This window comes from Citrobacter sp. Cpo148 (assembly GCF_030332375.1).
Classification (GTDB): Bacteria; Pseudomonadota; Gammaproteobacteria; order Enterobacterales; family Enterobacteriaceae; genus Citrobacter; species Citrobacter portucalensis.
Genome location: NZ_JAOWHY010000046.1, coordinates 322,120 through 341,747 on the forward strand (window position 1 = coordinate 322,120; position 19,628 = coordinate 341,747).

Consider the following 19,628-nt stretch of genomic DNA (forward strand, 5'->3'; position numbering starts at 1 on the left):
ATCTGCTTTTACTGATGTCTGGCGGTCGGGGCTGGTAACCAGTTTGACCTGTCATTTCGTGGGCAAAGCAATATGGCTTTGTCCGGGACTTTTGATTTTCCCGAAACGGGTTATTGCGCTTATGAAATCAATGAAAATTGCCGCCAGTGGAGAACTGGTTTCTCGTCTGTCCAGCCATCGTCAGGTGGTGTCGCTGGACAGTACTGATTTTACTGACGTTGCGGCAGTCGTCATTACCGTTGCGGATAGCCGCAGCGGGATCCTTGCTTTGCTGAAACGCACCGGTTTTCATATACCCGTGTTTCTGTTCGCAGAGTCGGATGTTGATCTGCCGATGGGTGTGAATGCGGTCATTCGCGGTCAGGCGCAGGACTGGCTGGAGCTGGAGTCTGCTGCCTGTCAGTATGAAGAAGATTTGCTGCCGCCGTTCTATGACACGTTGACTCAGTATGTCGAGATGGGGAACAGCACATTTGCCTGCCCAGGACATCAACACGGTGAGTTCTTTAAAAAGCATCCCGCGGGGCGCCATTTCTACGAGTTCTTTGGCGAGAATCTGTTTCGCGCGGATATGTGCAACGCCGACGTTAAGCTTGGCGATCTGCTGATTCATGAAGGCTCGGCGAAACATGCGCAGAAATTTGCCGCGAAAGTTTTCCACGCGGATAAAACCTACTTTGTGCTGAACGGGACCTCTGCGGCCAATAAAGTAGTAACCAATGCGCTGCTGACGCGCGGCGATCTGGTGCTGTTTGACCGTAATAACCATAAGTCGAACCACCACGGTGCGCTGATCCAGGCGGGTGCGACGCCGGTGTATCTGGAAGCGGCGCGTAATCCGTTTGGCTTTATTGGCGGTATTGACGAGCACTGTTTTGATGAGGAGTATCTGCGCCAGCAACTTCGCGAGGTTGCGCCGCAAAAGGCCGATCAACCGCGCCCGTTCCGTCTGGCGATCATTCAGCTCGGCACCTATGACGGTACGATCTACAATGCCCGGCAGGTGATCGACAAGATCGGTCATCTGTGTGATTACATCCTGTTTGACTCCGCATGGGTCGGCTACGAACAATTTATTCCGATGATGGCCGATGGGTCACCGCTGCTGTTGGATCTCGATGCTAACGATCCGGGGATCTTTGTCACCCAGTCGGTACACAAACAGCAGGCCGGATTCTCGCAAACTTCGCAGATCCACAAAAAGGATAACCATATTCGCGGTCAGGCGCGGTTCTGCCCGCATAAGCGTCTGAATAATGCATTTATGCTGCATGCTTCTACCAGTCCGTTTTACCCGCTGTTTGCGGCGCTGGATGTTAACGCCAAAATCCATGAAGGCGAGAGCGGCCGTCGGCTGTGGGCGGAGTGTGTGACGCTGGGCATTGAGGCCCGTAAAGCGATACTTACCCGCTGTAAGATGATTCAGCCGTTTGTTCCCCCGGTAGTTGATGGCAAACCGTGGGAAAGCTATCCGACACAGGTGATTGCCAGCGAGCGTCGCTTCTTTAGCTTCGAACCAGGTGCTAAATGGCATGGTTTTTCCGGCTACGCGCGCGATCAGTATTTCGTTGACCCTTGCAAACTGCTGTTAACCACTCCGGGCATTGACGCACAAACCGGGCAATATACCGAGTTTGGTATTCCGGCGACGATTCTGGCGCATTACCTGCGTGAAAACGGCATCGTGCCGGAGAAATGCGACCTTAACTCGATTCTGTTCCTGCTGACCCCGGCAGAAAGCGCAGAGAAACTGGCGCAACTGGTGGCGATGCTGGCGCAGTTTGAGCAGCATATTGTAGACGATACGCCGCTGGCAGATGTGCTGCCCACCATCTTCAATAAGTATCCGGTACGCTATCGGGATTACACGCTGCGTGAACTGTGCCAGGAGATGCACTCACTGTATGTCAGCTTTGATGTGAAAGATCTGCAAAAAGCGATGTTCCGTCAGGAAAGTTTACCTGCCGTGGCGATGAACCCACAGGATGCGAACAGCGCTTTTATCCGTGGTGATGTTGAACTGGTGCGGATTAGTGAAGCAGCTGGCCGCATTGCGGCGGAAGGTGCGCTGCCTTATCCTCCGGGCGTGCTGTGCGTGGTACCGGGCGAAGTATGGGGTGGGGCGGTACAGCAATATTTCCTGGCGCTGGAAGAGGGCGTAAACCTGCTGCCAGGCTTCTCGCCGGAGCTGCAAGGAGTTTACAGTGAAACGGATGCAGACGGTATTAAGCGTCTGTATGGATATGTTGTGAAGTAAGCGCAAAAAAAGCGGGTTACCTTTTGGTAACCCGCTTTTCTCTGCGTAAACGTTAGTGCGCGATAGTCTGGGTGCCTGCTGGAACGCGTACGTGTTTGTATTTAAACAGCGCAACGAAGGCAAAAGCCAGAACCAGCGAGTAACCTGCGAAGATCAACCACACGGTCTGCCAGTCGGTAATACCGTTCAGCGTATAGTGTTCAACAACTTTACCGCTCACCAGTCCGCCCAGAATACAACCGAAGCCGTTGGTCATCATCAGGAACATACCCTGTGCGCTGGCGCGGATTTCAGGGCGTACTTCTTTCTCCACGAACACAGAACCAGAGATGTTGAAGAAGTCGAAGGCGCAGCCGTAAACAATCATCGACAGAACCAGCAGCACGGTACCGAACGGCGTTGGATCGCCATAGGCAAACAGGCCGAAGCGCAGCATCCACGCCACAATACTGATAAGCATCACGTTCTTAATACCGTAACGGCTTAAGAAGAACGGGATGGTCAGGATAAACAACGTCTCGGAAATCTGTGAAATCGACATCATCACCGATGCGTGTTCCACGATAAAGCTACCGGAGAACAGTGGGTTGTTATCGAAGCTGTGCAGGAAGGTGTTACCAAACATATTGGTAATCTGCAGCTCTGCACCCAGCATCATTGAGAAGATGAAGAAAATCGCCATACGCTTGTTTTTAAACAGCGCGAAAGCATCCAGACCAAGCATTGATGTCCAGCTCTGGTTTTTCTGCTGATTGGCAACCGGAATATGCGGCAGCGTCAGGGTGAACAGTACCAGTACCAGGGACAATGTCGCACCGATGTACAGCTGCATATGGCTCAGTTCAAAGCCGGAGAAGCTCACGGCCCACATCGCCAGAATAAAGCCGATGGTGCCCCAGATACGAATTGGCGGGAAGTCGGTAACGATATCCATCCCGGCAGATTGCAGGCGATAGTAGGAGATGGTGTTGATTAGCCCCAGTGTTGGCATATAGGCCAGGGAGTTAAGCAAGATCACAAAGAACATGGCCCCTGGCGTGGTGACTTCGGCTGCGGCAAACAGCGTTCCTGCGCCGACCAGGTGGCAAAGGGCGTAAACCCACTTCGCACTGATCCATTTATCGGCCACGATCCCTAACAGCGTTGGCATAAACACGGCGGCGATCCCCAGCGAGCTATACACCGCGCCAATGGATGCACCATCGAATTTAAGGGTGACAAACATATAGGAGCCGAGGGTAGTGAGCCAACTACCCCATAAGCAGAACTGCAGAAACGAGAGAACTTTCAGCTGCAGCTTAAGATTCATGTTAATTTCCTCACACCGTAATGCGGATGAATGTTTTAAAAGGCACATTTGCCGTGGCTATATGATGTGATTCTATCAATGAGAGGCACTCTTTTTTTGTTACCTGTGACAAATATTTGCAAACAATTTCTGATTGCAAAGCAAAAGAGTGATGGAGTTAACATTTTTGGTGCTTCAGGCCCCCGGTTTAGGGGGCTGAAGGGGGATACATTAGCGGCGTCGATAGGATTTTTGTGCGGAATTGACCTTGTAAAGGTATCGGCGTGATTCAGCAGAGGGATGTCGGGTGGTCAGCGTTTGATAAACGTCACCAGGAGACATGCTGTTAATGATATTCGCGGCCTGAATTTTATCGTTCGAGAACACGCGTAGCACGCTGCCCGCGCCGCCGTTATACGCGGTGATTACCGCATAGCGACGTGAGGTCGGATTATCGATACCGCCCAAATAGACATTGTTGAGCATTGCCAGATAGGCCGTACCGGTATCAATGTTGCTGGCCGGGTCAAACAAGAAGCTACGGCTTGGTGTGCCTGAGCGCCCTTGCGAGCGGAACACATCTTTCCCGGCGCTGTGCTGTACCACCTGCATCAGTCCCAGCGCATCGGCATGGCTCACCGCATACGGGTTAAACGAGGATTCGGTTTGCATGATAGCCAGAATCAGCGACTCGTCGACGCCATACTTACGTGAAGCCTGACGCACCATGCCAACGTATTTATGCGCGCGCTTATCAAGGTGGTTCGGCACCAGATTGATCGTCACGCTATAGATGATACGCAGGCCATTGCTGCGGCTTTTAAGTCGTGTTTGCAGCAGGTAGTTGGCAAAGTTGGTGGCACGCCCCTCCCAACGAATGGGCTGGCCGGTATTATCAATCACCTGTCCGTACAGGAATGGCTCTTTGGAAATCTTAATGTCGTCGACATCGGAATAGAGGTCGATAGAACCCGGATCATCGCCCATCAGCAATGTCTTGATAATCGCCCGGCGCAGGTGTCCGGCGGGATCTGTCCCGGCAATGGTCTCGACGGTTATTGTACCGTCATCAAAGTTGATGTGGCTGCGGGTTTGATACTGATCGGTATACTTTACGTAGTCCTTCGGACCCGCAATCAGCACTTCCTTAAATCCCCACAAATTCTCAATATTATGGGCAAATTGCCCCATCAGAATATCAAAACCGTTGGTATCCTTGACCCAGGCTTCGTTATAGGAATCGCCTTTTTTGGTCGAACTGGAACAGGAGATGAGCAACGGCGCAATAACGGCAAGCGCGAGAAATTTTTTCATCATTCCGGGAGTGCGTGTTGTGTTTGTTGTTTGCAAGGACCAGATTAAAACGTAGGCCGGATAAGCGCAGCGCCATCCGGCAACGGTTCTTATGACTCTGGCGTATAGCCTTCAATATGCACATCCTTACCTTCAAACAGGAAGTTAATCATCTCCTGTTCCAGTAACTTACGGTGTTCGACGTTCATCATATTGAGTTTTTTCTCGTTAATCAGCATGGTCTGTTTATGCTGCCATTGCGCCCATGCTTCTTTAGAAATCTCGTTATAAATGCGTTTTCCCAGATCGCCCGGGTACAGCTGAAAATCCTGGCCTTCTGCTTCGCGTTGCAGGAAAGTGCAAAAAATCGTTCTGCTCATAAAAAGTCCTCTTTATCGTCCGGTACGTTAAACGTGTGTACCGGCACGTAATTGCTGTAACAAACGCTCCACGGGAGCCGCCAGTCCGACCGACGGCGGTTGCGCTAAGTTATACCAGAGCGCGTTGCCTTCATCCATGCATGAGGTGAATGAAGACACGGGAAGCCACATAGGCACAATATCTAAGTGGAAATGGCTAAAGGTATGGCGAAACGCATTAAGTTGGGTCAGATTATCTGCGTTAATTTGTCGTTGCGCCAGCCAGTTGCGCAGTCCATCTTCGTCGTCAAACTGCGGAAAACAGTATAAACCACCCCACAAGCCGCTGGGCGGTCGCTGTGAGAGCAGCACTTCGTCATCATGCTGCATCAGTAAAAAATAGCCCGTTCGTTCCGGTAACGTCTGTTTGGGTTTTTTACCGGGATACAGCGCCCAACTTGCATTGGCGCTCGCCACACAGCCATTTTCCAACGGACACAGGGAACATTTAGGTTTTGAGCGCGTACAGACCATTGCGCCTAAATCCATCATCGCCTGATTAAAACGCTCAACACCCTGGGCCGGCGTAACTTGCTCGCTCAGCTCCCACAGCTTCTTTTCGACCTCTTTTTTACCCGGCCAGCCGCTTACAGCATAACAGCGAGCCAGCACGCGTTTGACGTTACCGTCGAGAATCGGAAAATGCTGACCCAAAGAGAGAGAAAGGATCGCGCCTGCGGTTGAACGTCCGACGCCAGGTAGGGCGGCTACTTCATCAAAGGTTTGCGGAAATATACCGCTATGCAGCGTCACAACCTGCTGCGCGGCTTTATGCAGATTTCGCGCACGGGCGTAATAACCCAGCCCGGTCCACAAATGCAGAACTTCATCCAGCGGCGCATGGGCTAAATCCGTTACCGTTGGGAAGCGCGCCATAAAGCGCTCAAAATAGGGGATAACGGTCGCAACCTGAGTTTGTTGCAGCATTACCTCAGAGAGCCATACTTTGTAAGGCGTCTTGTCAATTTGCCAGGGCAGCGTTTTCCGCCCGTATTTGTCGTACCAGCTCAAAACCTGAGCCGAAAATTGAGACGCTTGCATGATTACCGTTTCATTATTGCCGGGGGCAAGATTGCAGCACAGCGGCAACGGGGTGTAAACCGGAACTTTCCGCTGCTCACTTTCTTCCTTTACTTGCATCCGGCAACTAACTTTGGATAATGCCCGTTTTCAGAACTCAAACACAGCAGACTAAACTTTTATGAAGAACGACGTCATTTCACCGGAATTTGATGAAAACGGCCGCCCTCTGCGCCGGATTCGTAGTTTTGTTCGTCGCCAGGGGCGACTGACGAAAGGGCAGGAACACGCGCTGGAAAACTACTGGCCGGTGATGGGCGTTGAGTTCAGCGAAGAGCCTGTAGATTTTGCAGAACTGTTTGGCCGTGACGCGCCAGTCACGCTGGAAATCGGTTTTGGTATGGGAGCGTCGCTGGTTGCAATGGCGAAAGCGCGTCCGGAACAGAATTTCCTCGGCATTGAGGTTCACTCACCGGGCGTTGGTGCGTGTCTGGCTTCAGCCCATGAAGAGGGTGTCGAGAACCTGCGCGTCATGTGCCATGATGCCGTTGAAGTCCTGCATAAAATGATTCCTGACAATTCTTTATCTATGGTTCAGCTGTTTTTCCCTGACCCGTGGCATAAAGCACGTCATAATAAACGCCGTATCGTTCAGGTACCGTTTGCTGAGCATATCTTAAGTAAGCTGAAGCTGGGCGGCGTGTTCCATATGGCGACCGACTGGGAAGCGTATGCGGAGCACATGCTTGAAGTGATGTCCTCGATTGACGGGTATAAAAACCAGTCAGAGAGTAACGATTATGTACCGCGCCCGGAATCGCGCCCGGTAACCAAATTTGAACAACGTGGTCATCGTCTTGGCCACGGCGTATGGGACTTAATGTTCGAGAGGGTGAAATAATGGCAAAGAACCGTAGCCGTCGTCTGCGTAAAAAGATGCACATCGAAGAATTCCAGGAAGTAGGATTTTCGGTTGCATGGCGTTTCCCGGAAGGTACATCTGGAGAGCAGGTCGATCAAATCGTTGATGACTTTATCAATGAAGTCATCGAACCGAACAAGCTGGCTTTTGACGGCAGCGGCTATCTGGCCTGGGAAGGTCTGATCTGTCTGCAGGAAATCGGCAAATGCACCGAAGAACACCAGGCAATCGTGCGTAAGTGGCTGGAAGAGCACAAACTCGAAGAAGTGCGTACCAGCGAACTTTTCGATATTTGGTGGGACTAAGTAGCACAGGGTCGGCAAATGCCGGCCCGATTTGTATTGAGGGAAAGATATGATGCGCAAAACGCTGCTGGCGGCAGTCCTAACGTTCACGGCGATGGCCGCACATGCAGATTACCAGTGCAGCGTCACCCCGCGTGACGATGTGATTTTGAGCCCACAAACGGTGCAGGTGAAGGGCGAGAATGGCGACCTGGTTATTACCCAGGCTGGCGATGTCACCTTCAACGGTAAACAGTACAACCTGAACGCCGCACAGCGTGAGCAGGCCAAAGATTATCAGGCGGCGTTGCGTAGCAGCCTGCCGTGGATCGACGAAGGTGCCAGAGCGCGCGTAGAGAAAGGTCGCGTGGCGCTGGACAAAATCATCGCCAAAGAGGTCGGTGAAAGCAGCAACATGCGTGGCCGCTTAACCAAGCTGGATGCGCAATTGAAAGAGCAGATGAACCGCATCATCGAGCATCGAACTGATGGCCTGACTTTCCATTATAAGGCGATTGATCAGGTCCGCGCAGACGGACAACAGCTGGTGAATCAGGCGATGGGCGGCATTTTGCAGGACAGCATCAACGAAATGGGGGCGAAAGCCGTGCTCAAAGGCGGTGGTAATCCACTGCAGGGCGTACTCGGAAGCCTCGGTGGTTTGCAGACCTCAATTCAGAACGAATGGAAGAATCAGGAACAAGACTTCCAGCAGTTTGGCAAAGATGTCTGTTCCCGCGTTGTGACGCTGGAAAACGATCGTAAAACGCTGGTTAGCACTCTGAAATAATCTTCACCTCTTATTAACGGCACAGAAACATTCTGTGCCGTTTTATTTTGTATATTTCTGTTTTTTTGATATCCATCTCTAAGAACGGCAATTTGGTGGAGATATAAATCTGGTTAATTGGAACTCGTCACATTATTCATCTGTAGGATAGACATAATGCTGCAAATTCAAGTAACTGGAGAAATAACATGGAGTTTTTCAAGAAAACGGCACTTGCCGCACTGGTTATGGGTTTCAGCGGCGCGGCGCTTGCACTGCCAAACATCACCATTTTAGCGACCGGTGGGACGATTGCCGGCGGCGGTGATTCCGCGACAAAATCTAACTACACGGCAGGCAAGGTTGGCGTAGAAAATCTGGTTGAGGCCGTACCTCAATTGAAAGATATCGCTGTCGTTAAAGGTGAGCAGGTGGTGAATATCGGCTCCCAGGATATGAATGACGAAGTCTGGTTAACGCTGGCGAAAAAGATTAATACCGAGTGTGATAAAACCGACGGCTTCGTGGTAACACATGGTACGGATACCATGGAAGAAACCGCCTATTTCCTCGACCTGACCGTCAAGTGTAACAAACCGGTGGTGCTGGTCGGCGCAATGCGTCCGTCTACGGGTATGAGCGCTGATGGCCCGTTTAACCTGTATAACGCAGTAGTAACTGCCGCAGACAAAGCCTCTGCCAACCGCGGAGTGCTGGTGGTGATGAACGACACCGTTATGGATGGTCGTGACGTGACTAAAACCAACACTACCGACGTCGCTACCTTCAAATCCGTTAACTACGGCCCGTTGGGTTACATCCATAACGGTAAAATCGACTACCAGCGTACGCCTGCGCGTAAGCACACCACGTCTACTCCGTTCGATGTGTCTAAGCTGACCGAGCTGCCGAAAGTTGGGATTGTTTATAACTACGCTAATGCCTCCGATCTGCCGGCAAAAGCGCTGGTGGATGCGGGTTACGCCGGGATCGTCAGTGCGGGTGTAGGTAACGGTAACCTGTATAAAACCATTTTCGATACGCTGGCAACCGCCGCGCATAAAGGTACCGTTGTAGTGCGTTCATCCCGTGTGCCAACGGGCGCCACTACACAGGATGCAGAAGTTGATGATGCAAAATACGGATTTGTGGCTTCAGGTTCCCTGAACCCGCAAAAAGCACGTGTTCTGCTGCAGCTTGCGCTGACCCAAACCAAGGATCCTAAGCAGATCCAGGAAATGTTTAATCAGTATTAATCGATGAAGGTGGCTGCGCTTACCGCCCTAACCCTGTAGGCCGGATAAGACGCAGCCGCCATCCGGCAATTTTCCTGATGGCGCTACGCTTATCAGGCCTACGTTCACCAGCCATCACTCCGCCAGAAACAGCTCCAGCAGCGAATTCAAGAACAGCTTACCGTGTTGGGTAATCTGCCAGTACTCATCGCATTCACTCAGGTAGCCCTGGGAAATAGCCTCATCGATCTGTCGACGAATAACGTCTTCGGTAAGACCGGTATATTGCGTAAACTCCGCGCGAGGCGCGGCTTCCAGCAGCCGGAAACGGTTCATGAAGAACTCGAACGGCTTATCGGCTTCGGCGACATCGCGCTGGCTTTCGAGATAACGCCCTTGCATATACCCACGCGGATGCCGTGTTTTGGTGGTGCGCAGGATGCGTCCGTCAGGGAATGTGATCTTACCGTGTGCGCCGCAGCCAATGCCAAGATAGTCGCCAAAACGCCAGTAGTTAAGGTTGTGCTGACACTGATAACCCGGTCTGGCGTAGGCTGAGGTTTCGTACTGCTGATATCCCGCGGCGGTCAGTAGCTGGTGGCCTTGCTCAAAAATATCCCACAGCGCGTCATCGTCCGGTAAAACCGGCGGTCGGGAACCGAACAGCGTGTTGGGTTCGATGGTTAACTGATACCAGGAAAGATGCGGTGGGTTGAGCGCGATGGCCTGCTGTAAATCGCCCAGCGCCTCTTCCAGCGTCTGATCCGGCAAACCATGCATCAGGTCGAGGTTAAAGCTGCGTAGCCCCAGACCGCTCGCCAGGTGTGCTGCTCGTTTGGCTTCTTCCGGCCCGTGAATACGTCCCAGACGTTCGAGTTTGGCGGAGCTAAAGCTCTGTACGCCAATCGAGATACGGTTGACGCCAGCGCGTTGATAATCCACAAAGCGATCGGCTTCCACCGTCCCGGGATTCGCCTCCATCGTGATTTCTGCATCTTCGGCCAGATTCAGCCGTGCTCGCACGCCGTCGAGCAGCGTTTGCATCGCCGGGCCAGAAAGCAGGCTCGGCGTGCCACCACCGATAAAAATCGTCTTTACTTCACGGCCCTGGGCATGGGCTACCTCAGTATCCAGATCGCTCAGCAGATGCTGCACATAGTCGTCATGAGGGACTTCGCCCTTTAGCGCATGCGAGTTGAAGTCGCAGTACGGGCATTTCTGCACGCACCACGGGATGTGAATATAAAGACTTAGCGGCGGAAGCTTAACCATTACGCAGGGCATCCAGCAGCAGCTTTAGCGCCTGTCCGCGGTGAGAAATTGCACTCTTTTCTTCACGGGTCAGTTCGGCTGCGGTTTTCCCTTCAGACGGCACAAAGAAGATCGGGTCGTAGCCAAAACCACCGTTTCCGGCAGGTTCGCGGGTAATCACGCCCGGCCAGCTTCCGTGGCAAACAACAGGCGTTGGATCGTCTGCATGGCGCATATACACCAGCACGCAGTGGAACTGCGCCTGGCGCTTGTCATCAGGAATATCCTGCAGGGTGTGAAGCAGTTTTTCCAGGTTCTGCTGATCGGTCGCATCTTCGCCGGAATAGCGGGCTGAATAGATACCCGGCGCGCCGCCAAGGGCATTTACTGCCAGACCTGAGTCATCAGCAATGGCCGGTAAGCCGGTAATTTGCGCGGCATGACGCGCCTTCAGAATGGCGTTCTCAATAAACGTCAGCCCGGTCTCGTCTGCAGAATCAACACCCAGTTCCGTTTGGGCAACAACATCAAGACCGAAATCACTCAGAAGAGAGGCGAGTTCACGCACTTTACCGGCATTGCCGGTCGCGAGGACAACTTTTTGCATGGGATACCTAATCAGTTAACGCCGCAATTTCGGGCGGGATCTGTTGCGGATGAATGATTTTAACCTGTTTGTGACGACCAAGCTCGCCCTTCTCAATGACGACCTGGCTTTTTGCCACACGGAACTGTTTGCCGAGAAACTTCACCAGATGGCTATTGGCCTGGCCATCTACTGGCGGGGCGGTAATGGCGACTTTAACTTCGTCGCCATGTAAACCCACAATACTGTCACGGCTGGCTTTAGGCTGAATGTAGAGCCGTAAAACCAGACCGTCGTCGCAGGGTGTAACGGCACTCATAGCGCCATCCACAGCCCCGGCAGCAGCATGTTGCCTGTCGCCTGCAACACTTCCGCGATGCCCATGTTAATAACGTAGAGCAGCAGAACCAGAATCATTGGGGAGAAATCGATCCCGCCCATGCCTGGAAGTATGCGACGGATAGGACGCAGCAGCGGATCTGCCAGTTGAATCAGCACGTACTCTACAGGACTGCGGCCCTGGCTGACCCAGCTCATAATTGCCATCACCAGCAGCACCCAGAAAATCAACAGCCCGATAGTCTTCAGGACAATCAGTACGGCGGCGATCCAGATGATCGGCTGGAACGTGACCACCTTAAACAGCACGATTGCTTTGATAAAGCTGAGAACGAGCGCAACTAATGCCGATGCGCTGTCGATCGGCCCCATCGGGGGAATAATGCGGCGTAACGGCCCAATGATGGGCTGAGTGATTTTCACTATAAACTGCGAGAACGGGTTGTAAAAATCGCAGCGAGACCATTGCATCCACACGCGCAGCAGCAGCGCCATGGTATACAGCTCAATTACCGTTGAGAGCAGGAAGGTCAACGTATTCATGGTGTTCCTTAGTTTTCCTTATTTTTTAGTGTAATCACGAGCACCAAAAATGGCAGTGCCAATGCGCACCATCGTGCTACCCGCCGCGATGGCGGCATCCATATCATCAGACATTCCCAGTGAGAGAGTGTCGATGCCTGGGTAGCGTGTTTTCAACCCGGCAAATGCTACCGCCATTTGCTGTGCAACTTCAAACTGCCTTACATAATCTGACTCTGGAGCCGGAATCGCCATCAGACCACGCAGGGTAATGCGCGGCAGTACAGCGACTTCAGCGGCCAGTGCATCAAGCTCTGCCAGCGGAATTCCTGACTTACTGTTCTCATCGCTGATATTAATTTGAATCAGTACATTGAGCGGCGGCAGTTCCGCCGGGCGCTGTTCGCTCAGACGGGCAGCGATACGCAGACGGTCGATCGTATGGCACCAGTCAAAGTGCTCAGCGACCAGACGACTTTTGTTGGACTGCAGCGGGCCGATAAAGTGCCACTGCAGATCGTTGACGCCTTTTTCCTGGAAGTAGCGGATCTTATCCACCCCTTCCTGCACATAGTTTTCACCGAAGGCACGCTGCCCTGCGGTAATGGCTTCTTCGATGGCGCTCGCAGGTTTGGTTTTACTGACTGCAAGCAACGTAACTTCTTCTGAAGACCGCCCGCAACGCGTCGCGGCGGCTGAGATTTTGTCCCGGACATGTGCCAGGTTATGCGCGATATCGTTCATTTTCCGAGGATGTTCATATGAATATGGAAGAAATAGTGGCCCTTAGTGTAAAGCATAACGTGTCGGATCTACACCTGTGCAATGCATGGCCTGCGCGCTGGCGCATACGTGGAAAAGTCGAAATCGCACCCTTTACTACGCCTGGTGGGACTGTGGATGTGCTGAGTACAAAATGTGAGTCTGTAGGAAGATGTAAACAGATTTAACAAATAGAATTTTTAATTCGTTTTTATTTAGCTCAAGTTCGCTTTAATTTAAAGGTTTAAAGTAATAAAAACAGGTGTAAAATTATATCTCTAATAAAATTAAGCTATTACTTAATTGGTGGGGTGAATATTGTTGCTTATTTTATAACTAAACGATAATACACATTGCAAATATAAGTTTGGGACATGGTGATGATGTCAATAAATGGAGTTGGAAGCATTTAATGTTCATGCTAATGGTTCGCTTTGTGATATTTAATATTCTTCATTTATAAATGAGGTGTTGTAAATGTGGAATAAAGAAGCCGCTATAAATTTTGTTAGACATAATGCTCATCCACACGCTACGGGTTATTGTGCCAGGGCAGTAACAGCAGCTATCGAACATGGCGGCGTATCATTACATCATGATAATGCTAAAAATATGGGTAAATATTTAGTATTAGCTGGTTTTCGTGAAGTATATGGGAATCCTATAAAAGGTGATGTTGCTATAATCCAACCATATACTGGAGGAAATACAGCAGGTCATATGGCGATTTTTGATGGGCATTACTGGTGGTCAGATTTCAAGCAGGAACATGGCGTGTACCCCGGACCTGGTTATCGTAAAAGTCAGCCTTCGTATAAATTATATAGGCACAATTGATGAAGCGATTAATATTATTTACTTTTCTATTCTCATCATTTGCTATGGCAGAAATAGTTCCTGCTGATATGCAAGCATTAAAATTCAATGCCTGGTATATAAAGCAGATTACTCATAATATCATCCCAGTTGCAGATAACCCGACGGCATTAGAGCCTTTTGTTAGTATTGATACATTGAATGAATTAAAACAAGCTTATATGAACAATGAGCTTGAAGAGGATTATTTTCTAAAGGTTCAGGATTTTGCAAATGAAGACTGGAGTAAGCATATTAGTATTGATCTAACTATAACTGATCCTATTTGTACCAATGTCTATTTGACATTTGGAACAGGTGAGTCATCTCAAAAAGTCATTGACTGCATGGTAGAAGAAAATGGTGTATGGAAAATCAAGAGCGTGGCTACTCGCCATTAGTTATTGTTTTCACCAATTGAAAATAATCCTGCGGTAATGGCTTCTTCGATGGCGCTCGCAGGTTTGGTTTTACTGACTGCAAGCAACGTAACTTCTTCTGAAGAGCGCCCGCAACGCGTCGCGGCGGCTGAGATTTTGTCCCGGACATGTGCCAGGTTATGCGCGATATCGTTCATTTTCCGAGGATGTTCATATGAATATGGAAGAAATAGTGGCCCTTAGTGTAAAGCATAACGTGTCGGATCTACACCTGTGCAATGCATGGCCTGCGCGCTGGCGCATACGTGGAAAAGTCGAAATCGCACCATTTACTACGCCTGACGTGGAGAATCTGCTGATGTGCTGGCTCAGTGAGCAACAACAGGTACAGTGGCAGGAACAGGGGCAGATTGATTTTGCTATTGCGCTGGCCGGTTCCCAGCGGCTGCGCGCCAGTGCTTTTGTTCATCAACAGGGAACCTCACTGGCGCTAAGATTGCTCCCGCTTGATTGTCCATGTTTAGACGATCTCCAGACCCCTGACGTCATACCTGAACTGCTGCGCAGTGAAAATGGGTTAATTCTGGTGACAGGCGCTACCGGTAGCGGTAAATCAACGACCCTGGCGGCGATGGTAGAGTACCTTAATCAGCATGTTGCGGGGCATATTCTGACGCTGGAAGACCCGATTGAATATCGCTACACCAGCCAGCGTTGTCTTATTCAACAACGGGAGGTGGGCGTACACTGCGCTTCTTTTGCCGCCGGTTTACGCGGCGCGCTGCGTGAAGATCCCGACGTCATTTTGCTGGGCGAACTGCGCGACGCGGAAACCATTCGTCTGGCATTAACGGCAGCGGAAACCGGGCATCTGGTGCTGGCAACGTTACATACGCGAGGGGCGGCACAGGCTATCGCGCGGCTGGTGGACACCTTTTCGGCAACAGAGAAAGAGCCGGTGCGTAACCAGTTAGCAGACAGCCTGCGGGCGGTACTTTCGCAAAAGCTGGAGGAAGATAAGCTGGGAGGACGCGTGGCGCTATTTGAGCTGCTCGTCAACACGCCAGCCGTGGGCAATTTGATTCGTGAAGGGAAAACGCATCAGCTGCCCGGCGTAATTCAAACCGGGCAACAGACAGGTATGCAGACATTTGCACAAAGTCAGCAGCAGCGTCAGGCGCAGGGACGGATTTAGTAACCCTGCTCGAAATAGCTTTCGAGGATGACCACGGCAGAAGCGGAATCTACTTTGCCTTTATTCAACGCCCGATAACCGCCTTGTTCAAACAGGCCAGAGCGGGCTTCGACGGTACTCAAGCGTTCATCGTGCAGCGTTACGGTTACGCCAAAGCGACCGTGAATACGGTTAGCGAACTTACGTGCGCGCGCGGTAAGGGGCTGTTCGGTGCCATCCATGTTGAGTGGTAGGCCGACAATGATTTCATCCGGCTGCCATTCTTTCAGCAGGCGTTCAATCAAACTCCAGTCTGGCGTACCGTCCTGCGCCTTAATGGCGGGCAACGGTCTGGCCGTACCGGTAATGCGCTGACCAACAGCAACACCAATACTTTTCGTACCAAAATCAAAAGAGAGTAATGTTCCGCTCATCAGGCATGTCCCGCCACGCCTGGCATGGTCTGAATATCTATCCCGATAAGCTTCGCCGCATCGCGCCAGCGGTCGGCAATCGGCGTTTTGAATAAGATGTTGAGGTCTGCGGGCGCCGTGAGCCAGGCGTTATCCAGTAACTCTTGTTCCAGTTGACCTTTTTCCCATGATGAATAACCCAGCGCAACCAGCACTTCGGACGGTTGTTCTTGTGTGCCCAGGGTTTCTAGTATATCGCGGGAGGTGGTGATGATGGTGTTATCTGAAATGCGGATACTGGATGCAAAACGTGACGGCGGGGTATGCAGAATAAATCCACGGTCTTCCGCCAGCGGGCCGCCGAGCATCACTGGTTTATCCAGACGAATGGCCGGATCGCGTTCTTCTGGGGTAATCTTCAGCTTTTCCAGAATCCCTTCAATTTGTAAGTTTTCCAGAGGCTTATTAACGATAATCCCCATTGCTCCGTTCTCATTATGTTCACAGATGTACACCACGGAACGGCGGAAAATCGGATCCTGGAGAGCAGGCATGGCAATCAGAAAGTGATGCTGTAAATTCATTGTCAGAGGTTCTGTTTCCTGGTTCAAAAAAGCAACAGAGCCCAGTATGTGGGCAAAGCTCGAAGATGTCACCCTCTGAAGATAGCATTGCCGGATGACGGCTTCGCCTAATCCGGTCTGCGGGGTGCAATTTCAGGCCGGATAAGACGCGATGGCGTCGCTATCCGGCAACGTATTTACTTCTGCAAACGCGCCTCAATGGCATCCATCAGCATACCGGTAATCGAAACCGGGAACTCCGCTTCGATTTCACGAATACAGGTTGGGCTGGTTACGTTAATTTCCGTTAGACGATCGCCAATGATATCCAGACCGACAAAAATCAAACCTTTCGCTTTCAGCGTTGGCCCAATGCGACGTGCAATTTCCCAGTCGCTGTCGGTCAAAGGACGCGGCTCGCCACGACCGCCAGCGGCCAGGTTGCCACGGGTTTCACCGCCCTGCGGAATACGCGCCAGGCAATAAGGAACGGGTTCGCCATCGACCACCAGGACGCGTTTATCGCCATCTTTAATTGCTGGCAGATAGTTCTGCGCCATGCAGTAGCGGGTACCGTGCTCGGTCAGCGTTTCAGCAATGACGCCAAGGTTCGGGTCGCCTTCCTTCACACGGAAAATAGATGCGCCGCCCATACCATCCAGCGGTTTGAGAATGATGTCGCTGTGTTTTTGCCAGAAGGCTTTCAGCTGCGCTTTGTTACGCGTGACCAGCGTTTCCGGCGTCAGGTCGGCAAACCATGCGGTGAACAGCTTTTCGTTGCAGTCGCGCAGGCTCTGCGGTTTGTTGACGATCAGCGTCCCTTTTTCTTCTGCACGTTCCAGAATATAGGTAGCGTAGATGAACTCGGTATCAAACGGCGGATCCTTACGCATCAGAATAACGTCCAGGTCTGCCAGCGGGAGATCCTGCTCGCTCTTGAACTCATACCATTTGTCGTAGTTCTGCTCTACGCTCAGGGTACGCGTATGGGCGCGGGCTTCACCGTTGATCAGATAAAGATCGGCCATCTCCATATAATGAATTTCGTAACCGCGACGTTGCGCTTCCAGCAGCATAGCGAAGCTGGAATCTTTCTTGATGTTGATGCTTGCGATGGGATCCATCACGATGCCGAGCTTGATCATTTTCTTCTCCGTTTATGCCTTAGCCCAGATCGCCAAAACGCACCTGTAGCGCAGTAATGGCGGTGAGCGCGGTTGTCTCAGTACGCAGAACGCGAGGTCCTAACAGAATATCAGTAAACTGATAACGTGCGGTCATGGCAATTTCATCTGCCGACAACCCGCCTTCCGGGCCAATCAGCAAGCGGATGCGCTCCACCGGCAGCGGCAGCGTATTGATGCTGGCGCTGGCGCGCGGATGCAGGTTCAGTTTCAGACCTTCGTCCTGTTCCGCGCACCATGCTTCCAAATCCATTGCCGGGCGAATTTCGGGAACCCGGTTTCGACCGCACTGTTCGCAGGCGGCAATGGCGATTTTCTGCCACTGCTGGAGCTTCTTGTTCAGGCGTTCACTGTCCAGTTTAACGCCGCAGCGCTCAGAAAAAAGTGGCGTAATGAGGCTTACACCCAGTTCGATCGATTTCTGGATAGTGAATTCCATTTTTTCACCGCGCGACATCACCTGACCCAGGTGGATGTGCAACGGCGACTCACGATCGTCGAGTTCAGCGTTAAGTACCTTCACGTCCACGCTTTTTTTACTGGCGTGGGTGATTTCAGCGTCGAATACCTGATTGCTGCCATCAAACAGCTGTAGCGCCTGGCCCGGTCCCATACGCAGCACGCGGCCGATATGGTTGGCTGCATCTTCACACAGTGAAATTTGGCTGCCGGAGGTGATTGGCTCAGGGTGATAAATGCGAGGAATGCGCATAGTTAAACATCCGCGTCATGGCCCTAGGCTACGAAAGGCCAGGGCATGGTTAAAAATATTGACGCTAGTGTAGGTTAGCTCTTTTGCGCCTGGCAAGCGCGTTGCACATATGGGTTATGGTTCCCCTGTACCTTTGCAATGCGTTCGTCGCGCTCACACTCCCAGTCGGTGACCGGATATTGCTTATTCCAGGCGTTAAAAAGCTGAGTTTGCTGGCGGGAGAGCGTTAGATCGTACTGGTCGCGCATGTAAAAATAGGTACGAGCAATGGCACCGCGGGCGCGGGCTGGCGGCTCGGCAACTTTCTCTTTGAAGTCGACCTTCATGGCGCATTGCCCATACTGACCTTCGCCACCGTTCCACTGGCTGTACATGAAGTTAGCGCGATCGCCATTTACCTCACCCACAGCAGGTTGCAGGTTATGCATGTCGCTTTCCATCTTACGATAGACCGGATCTTTGGCGCAGTTTTTACGCCCTCCGTCCTGCCAGCACTGACGCTGATGACCAAATTGCCAGGCGGGGACAACGTGCTCCCATTCAATTCGACTGGCGCGGTTTTCATTTTTTCGCACTTTATAGCCGCAGGATTCGAGGTCAACGACCCCTTTTTTGCCTTGCCAGTTAATTTTACAACCGCAGTAGAAATCGCCCGGCGCATTGGCGTTAACCTTGACGCCTGCTGCTTTTGCCTGAGAAAAACTGTTGATGCCTTCGGCTAAAACCGGGCCTGAAAACGCAGCGGCTAACAGGGCCGCAGCAAAAGAAAAATGACGGTACATCACAAACTCCGTGTCAAAACGAGCCCGCAACGTAGCGAAAGTTATTCCAGTATGCAATCAGTTAGGTCAGAAAAGTTCCTGATAATTCTGAAGATTATTCTGCAACCAGCGGTTCGCCGCAGTGAACACAGCGGTAGGTGGCCTCACCGCGCACAACGCGGTTATGGCGGCGGACGGTCAGTTGGTGCTCCTGACACTTACAGCGGTAAGTAAAGGTCTTGCGCTGCACCGATTGCAGTTCAAACTGATGCGTGCGCCGGGCCGGTACGCCCAGAACGCTTTCCATCATCCATTTCCACTCTTTCCCGTGTGGCGGCACGCGCCCAAAGTGCTTCCACACCAGTAAATGCGCCAGTTCATGGGGCACAACTTCGTTAATGAATGCGTCGACGTTTTCCATCAGCAGGACGGGATTAAGGCGAATTTCATAGGTTTGTAGCCACGCAGTGCCGGCGGCGGTGCCGCGCTGTTGGTAAACCAGCTTTGGCTCCGGATATTGGCGTTCGAGCTTGAGATTGGCCTGGGCGAGTTTTTCCCGCAGGCTACGCATAACGGCTTGCTGGATGGCGATAGGGAGACGGGAGGTTTTCATAACGCCAGAGGATAGTGCGACAGGGA

Annotated in this window: 23 protein-coding genes and 2 pseudogenes; 9 read left to right on the forward strand and 16 right to left on the reverse strand. The window is 51.7% G+C overall.

What is annotated here, in order from left to right; all coding sequences use genetic code 11:
• Positions 1 to 121: 121 nt before the first annotated feature.
• The gene (locus OGY10_RS16430; RefSeq protein WP_286577054.1) at positions 122 to 2,257 is read left to right on the forward strand and encodes an ornithine decarboxylase; all 2,136 of its coding nucleotides are present in this window, start codon (positions 122 to 124) and stop codon (positions 2,255 to 2,257) included.
• 52 nt (positions 2,258 to 2,309) lie between these two features.
• On the opposite strand, the gene OGY10_RS16435 is transcribed toward OGY10_RS16430, so the two are convergent.
• The 4 genes from OGY10_RS16435 to mutY all read right to left on the reverse strand — a co-directional run bounded on the left by OGY10_RS16435 (position 2,310) and on the right by mutY (position 6,298).
• Entirely contained in the window at positions 2,310 to 3,566 is a 1,257-nt protein-coding gene (locus tag OGY10_RS16435) for a nucleoside permease (RefSeq protein ID WP_008785778.1), read from the reverse strand.
• A 210-nt stretch (positions 3,567 to 3,776) separates the two neighbouring features.
• A complete protein-coding gene (mltC, locus tag OGY10_RS16440) occupies positions 3,777 to 4,862 on the reverse strand; it encodes a membrane-bound lytic murein transglycosylase MltC (protein WP_267439735.1) in 1,086 nt (361 codons plus the stop codon).
• A gap of 86 nt (positions 4,863 to 4,948) precedes the next feature.
• Positions 4,949 to 5,218: an oxidative damage protection protein gene (locus OGY10_RS16445; protein WP_003027126.1), complete on the reverse strand. Its 270-nt coding sequence runs from the start codon at positions 5,216 to 5,218 to the stop codon at positions 4,949 to 4,951.
• Between the two features lie 27 nt (positions 5,219 to 5,245).
• Positions 5,246 to 6,298 (reverse strand): A/G-specific adenine glycosylase, encoded by a 1,053-nt coding sequence (gene mutY, locus OGY10_RS16450; RefSeq protein ID WP_032941749.1) that lies wholly within the window; start codon positions 6,296 to 6,298, stop codon positions 5,246 to 5,248.
• Positions 6,299 to 6,458: 160 nt separating this feature from the next.
• Between mutY and trmB the strand changes: the two genes are divergently transcribed.
• The 4 genes from trmB to ansB all read left to right on the forward strand — a co-directional run bounded on the left by trmB (position 6,459) and on the right by ansB (position 9,508).
• Positions 6,459 to 7,178 (forward strand): tRNA (guanosine(46)-N7)-methyltransferase TrmB, encoded by a 720-nt coding sequence (gene trmB, locus OGY10_RS16455; RefSeq protein WP_003825406.1) that lies wholly within the window; start codon positions 6,459 to 6,461, stop codon positions 7,176 to 7,178.
• A complete protein-coding gene (locus tag OGY10_RS16460; protein WP_003027115.1) occupies positions 7,178 to 7,504 on the forward strand; it encodes a YggL family protein in 327 nt (108 codons plus the stop codon). Before trmB ends, OGY10_RS16460 begins: the two co-directional genes overlap by 1 nt.
• A gap of 49 nt (positions 7,505 to 7,553) precedes the next feature.
• The gene (locus OGY10_RS16465; RefSeq protein WP_003825409.1) at positions 7,554 to 8,273 is read left to right on the forward strand and encodes a YggN family protein; all 720 of its coding nucleotides are present in this window, start codon (positions 7,554 to 7,556) and stop codon (positions 8,271 to 8,273) included.
• A 188-nt stretch (positions 8,274 to 8,461) separates the two neighbouring features.
• A complete protein-coding gene (ansB, locus tag OGY10_RS16470) occupies positions 8,462 to 9,508 on the forward strand; it encodes an L-asparaginase 2 (protein WP_003027108.1) in 1,047 nt (348 codons plus the stop codon).
• 114 nt (positions 9,509 to 9,622) lie between these two features.
• Here ansB and hemW read toward each other — a convergent pair whose 3' ends face one another.
• From hemW to OGY10_RS16495, 5 genes are read right to left on the reverse strand one after another with little or no spacing between them, the layout of a single operon-like run.
• Positions 9,623 to 10,759: a radical SAM family heme chaperone HemW gene (gene hemW, locus OGY10_RS16475; protein ID WP_003825412.1), complete on the reverse strand. Its 1,137-nt coding sequence runs from the start codon at positions 10,757 to 10,759 to the stop codon at positions 9,623 to 9,625.
• On the reverse strand, positions 10,752 to 11,345 hold the full coding sequence (locus OGY10_RS16480; RefSeq protein ID WP_003825414.1) for an XTP/dITP diphosphatase: 594 nt from the start codon (positions 11,343 to 11,345) through the stop codon (positions 10,752 to 10,754). Before OGY10_RS16480 ends, hemW begins: the two co-directional genes overlap by 8 nt.
• 7 nt (positions 11,346 to 11,352) lie before the next feature.
• Positions 11,353 to 11,643, reverse strand: coding sequence for a DUF167 family protein YggU (gene yggU / locus OGY10_RS16485; RefSeq protein WP_003027101.1), 291 nt, complete (start codon positions 11,641 to 11,643; stop codon positions 11,353 to 11,355).
• The gene (locus tag OGY10_RS16490) at positions 11,640 to 12,206 is read right to left on the reverse strand and encodes a YggT family protein (protein WP_003825417.1); all 567 of its coding nucleotides are present in this window, start codon (positions 12,204 to 12,206) and stop codon (positions 11,640 to 11,642) included. Before OGY10_RS16490 ends, yggU begins: the two co-directional genes overlap by 4 nt.
• Before the next feature lie 18 nt (positions 12,207 to 12,224).
• Positions 12,225 to 12,929: a YggS family pyridoxal phosphate-dependent enzyme gene (locus tag OGY10_RS16495; protein ID WP_032944928.1), complete on the reverse strand. Its 705-nt coding sequence runs from the start codon at positions 12,927 to 12,929 to the stop codon at positions 12,225 to 12,227.
• A 17-nt stretch (positions 12,930 to 12,946) separates the two neighbouring features.
• Between OGY10_RS16495 and OGY10_RS16500 the strand changes: the two are divergent.
• The 3 genes and pseudogenes from OGY10_RS16500 to OGY10_RS16510 all read left to right on the forward strand — a co-directional run.
• A pseudogene (locus OGY10_RS16500) lies at positions 12,947 to 13,072 on the forward strand (type IV pili twitching motility protein PilT); the annotation flags it as partial.
• A 352-nt stretch (positions 13,073 to 13,424) separates the two neighbouring features.
• Positions 13,425 to 13,784, forward strand: a complete 360-nt coding sequence (locus OGY10_RS16505) for a hypothetical protein (RefSeq protein WP_071692592.1) — start codon at positions 13,425 to 13,427, stop codon at positions 13,782 to 13,784.
• Positions 13,784 to 14,203 carry a DUF3828 domain-containing protein gene (locus OGY10_RS16510; RefSeq protein ID WP_003825424.1) on the forward strand — a complete coding sequence of 140 codons (420 nt, stop codon included), beginning with the start codon at positions 13,784 to 13,786 and terminating at the stop codon, positions 14,201 to 14,203. Before OGY10_RS16505 ends, OGY10_RS16510 begins: the two co-directional genes overlap by 1 nt.
• A 5-nt stretch (positions 14,204 to 14,208) precedes the next feature.
• On the opposite strand, the pseudogene OGY10_RS16515 reads toward OGY10_RS16510, so the two are convergent.
• Positions 14,209 to 14,379, reverse strand: a pseudogene (locus OGY10_RS16515) (YggS family pyridoxal phosphate enzyme); the annotation flags it as partial.
• Positions 14,380 to 14,396: 17 nt separating this feature from the next.
• On the opposite strand from OGY10_RS16515, the gene OGY10_RS16520 reads away from it, so the two are divergent.
• The gene (locus OGY10_RS16520; protein WP_234103506.1) at positions 14,397 to 15,377 is read left to right on the forward strand and encodes a type IV pilus twitching motility protein PilT; all 981 of its coding nucleotides are present in this window, start codon (positions 14,397 to 14,399) and stop codon (positions 15,375 to 15,377) included.
• Here OGY10_RS16520 and ruvX read toward each other — a convergent pair.
• The 6 genes from ruvX to OGY10_RS16550 form a co-directional block, all read right to left on the reverse strand.
• Complete coding sequence (gene ruvX / locus OGY10_RS16525) at positions 15,374 to 15,790, reverse strand: Holliday junction resolvase RuvX (RefSeq protein ID WP_008785771.1); 417 nt, start codon at positions 15,788 to 15,790, stop codon at positions 15,374 to 15,376. The genes OGY10_RS16520 and ruvX overlap by 4 nt on opposite strands.
• A complete protein-coding gene (locus OGY10_RS16530; protein ID WP_286577059.1) occupies positions 15,790 to 16,353 on the reverse strand; it encodes a YqgE/AlgH family protein in 564 nt (187 codons plus the stop codon). Before OGY10_RS16530 ends, ruvX begins: the two co-directional genes overlap by 1 nt.
• 176 nt (positions 16,354 to 16,529) lie before the next feature.
• Positions 16,530 to 17,477, reverse strand: coding sequence for a glutathione synthase (gshB, locus tag OGY10_RS16535; protein WP_003027083.1), 948 nt, complete (start codon positions 17,475 to 17,477; stop codon positions 16,530 to 16,532).
• A gap of 19 nt (positions 17,478 to 17,496) precedes the next feature.
• Positions 17,497 to 18,228: a 16S rRNA (uracil(1498)-N(3))-methyltransferase gene (rsmE, locus tag OGY10_RS16540; protein ID WP_008785768.1), complete on the reverse strand. Its 732-nt coding sequence runs from the start codon at positions 18,226 to 18,228 to the stop codon at positions 17,497 to 17,499.
• A gap of 74 nt (positions 18,229 to 18,302) precedes the next feature.
• Entirely contained in the window at positions 18,303 to 19,010 is a 708-nt protein-coding gene (endA, locus tag OGY10_RS16545; RefSeq protein WP_286577060.1) for a deoxyribonuclease I, read from the reverse strand.
• Between the two features lie 94 nt (positions 19,011 to 19,104).
• The gene (locus tag OGY10_RS16550) at positions 19,105 to 19,602 is read right to left on the reverse strand and encodes a SprT family zinc-dependent metalloprotease (protein ID WP_003825440.1); all 498 of its coding nucleotides are present in this window, start codon (positions 19,600 to 19,602) and stop codon (positions 19,105 to 19,107) included.
• Positions 19,603 to 19,628: the final 26 nt, after the last annotated feature.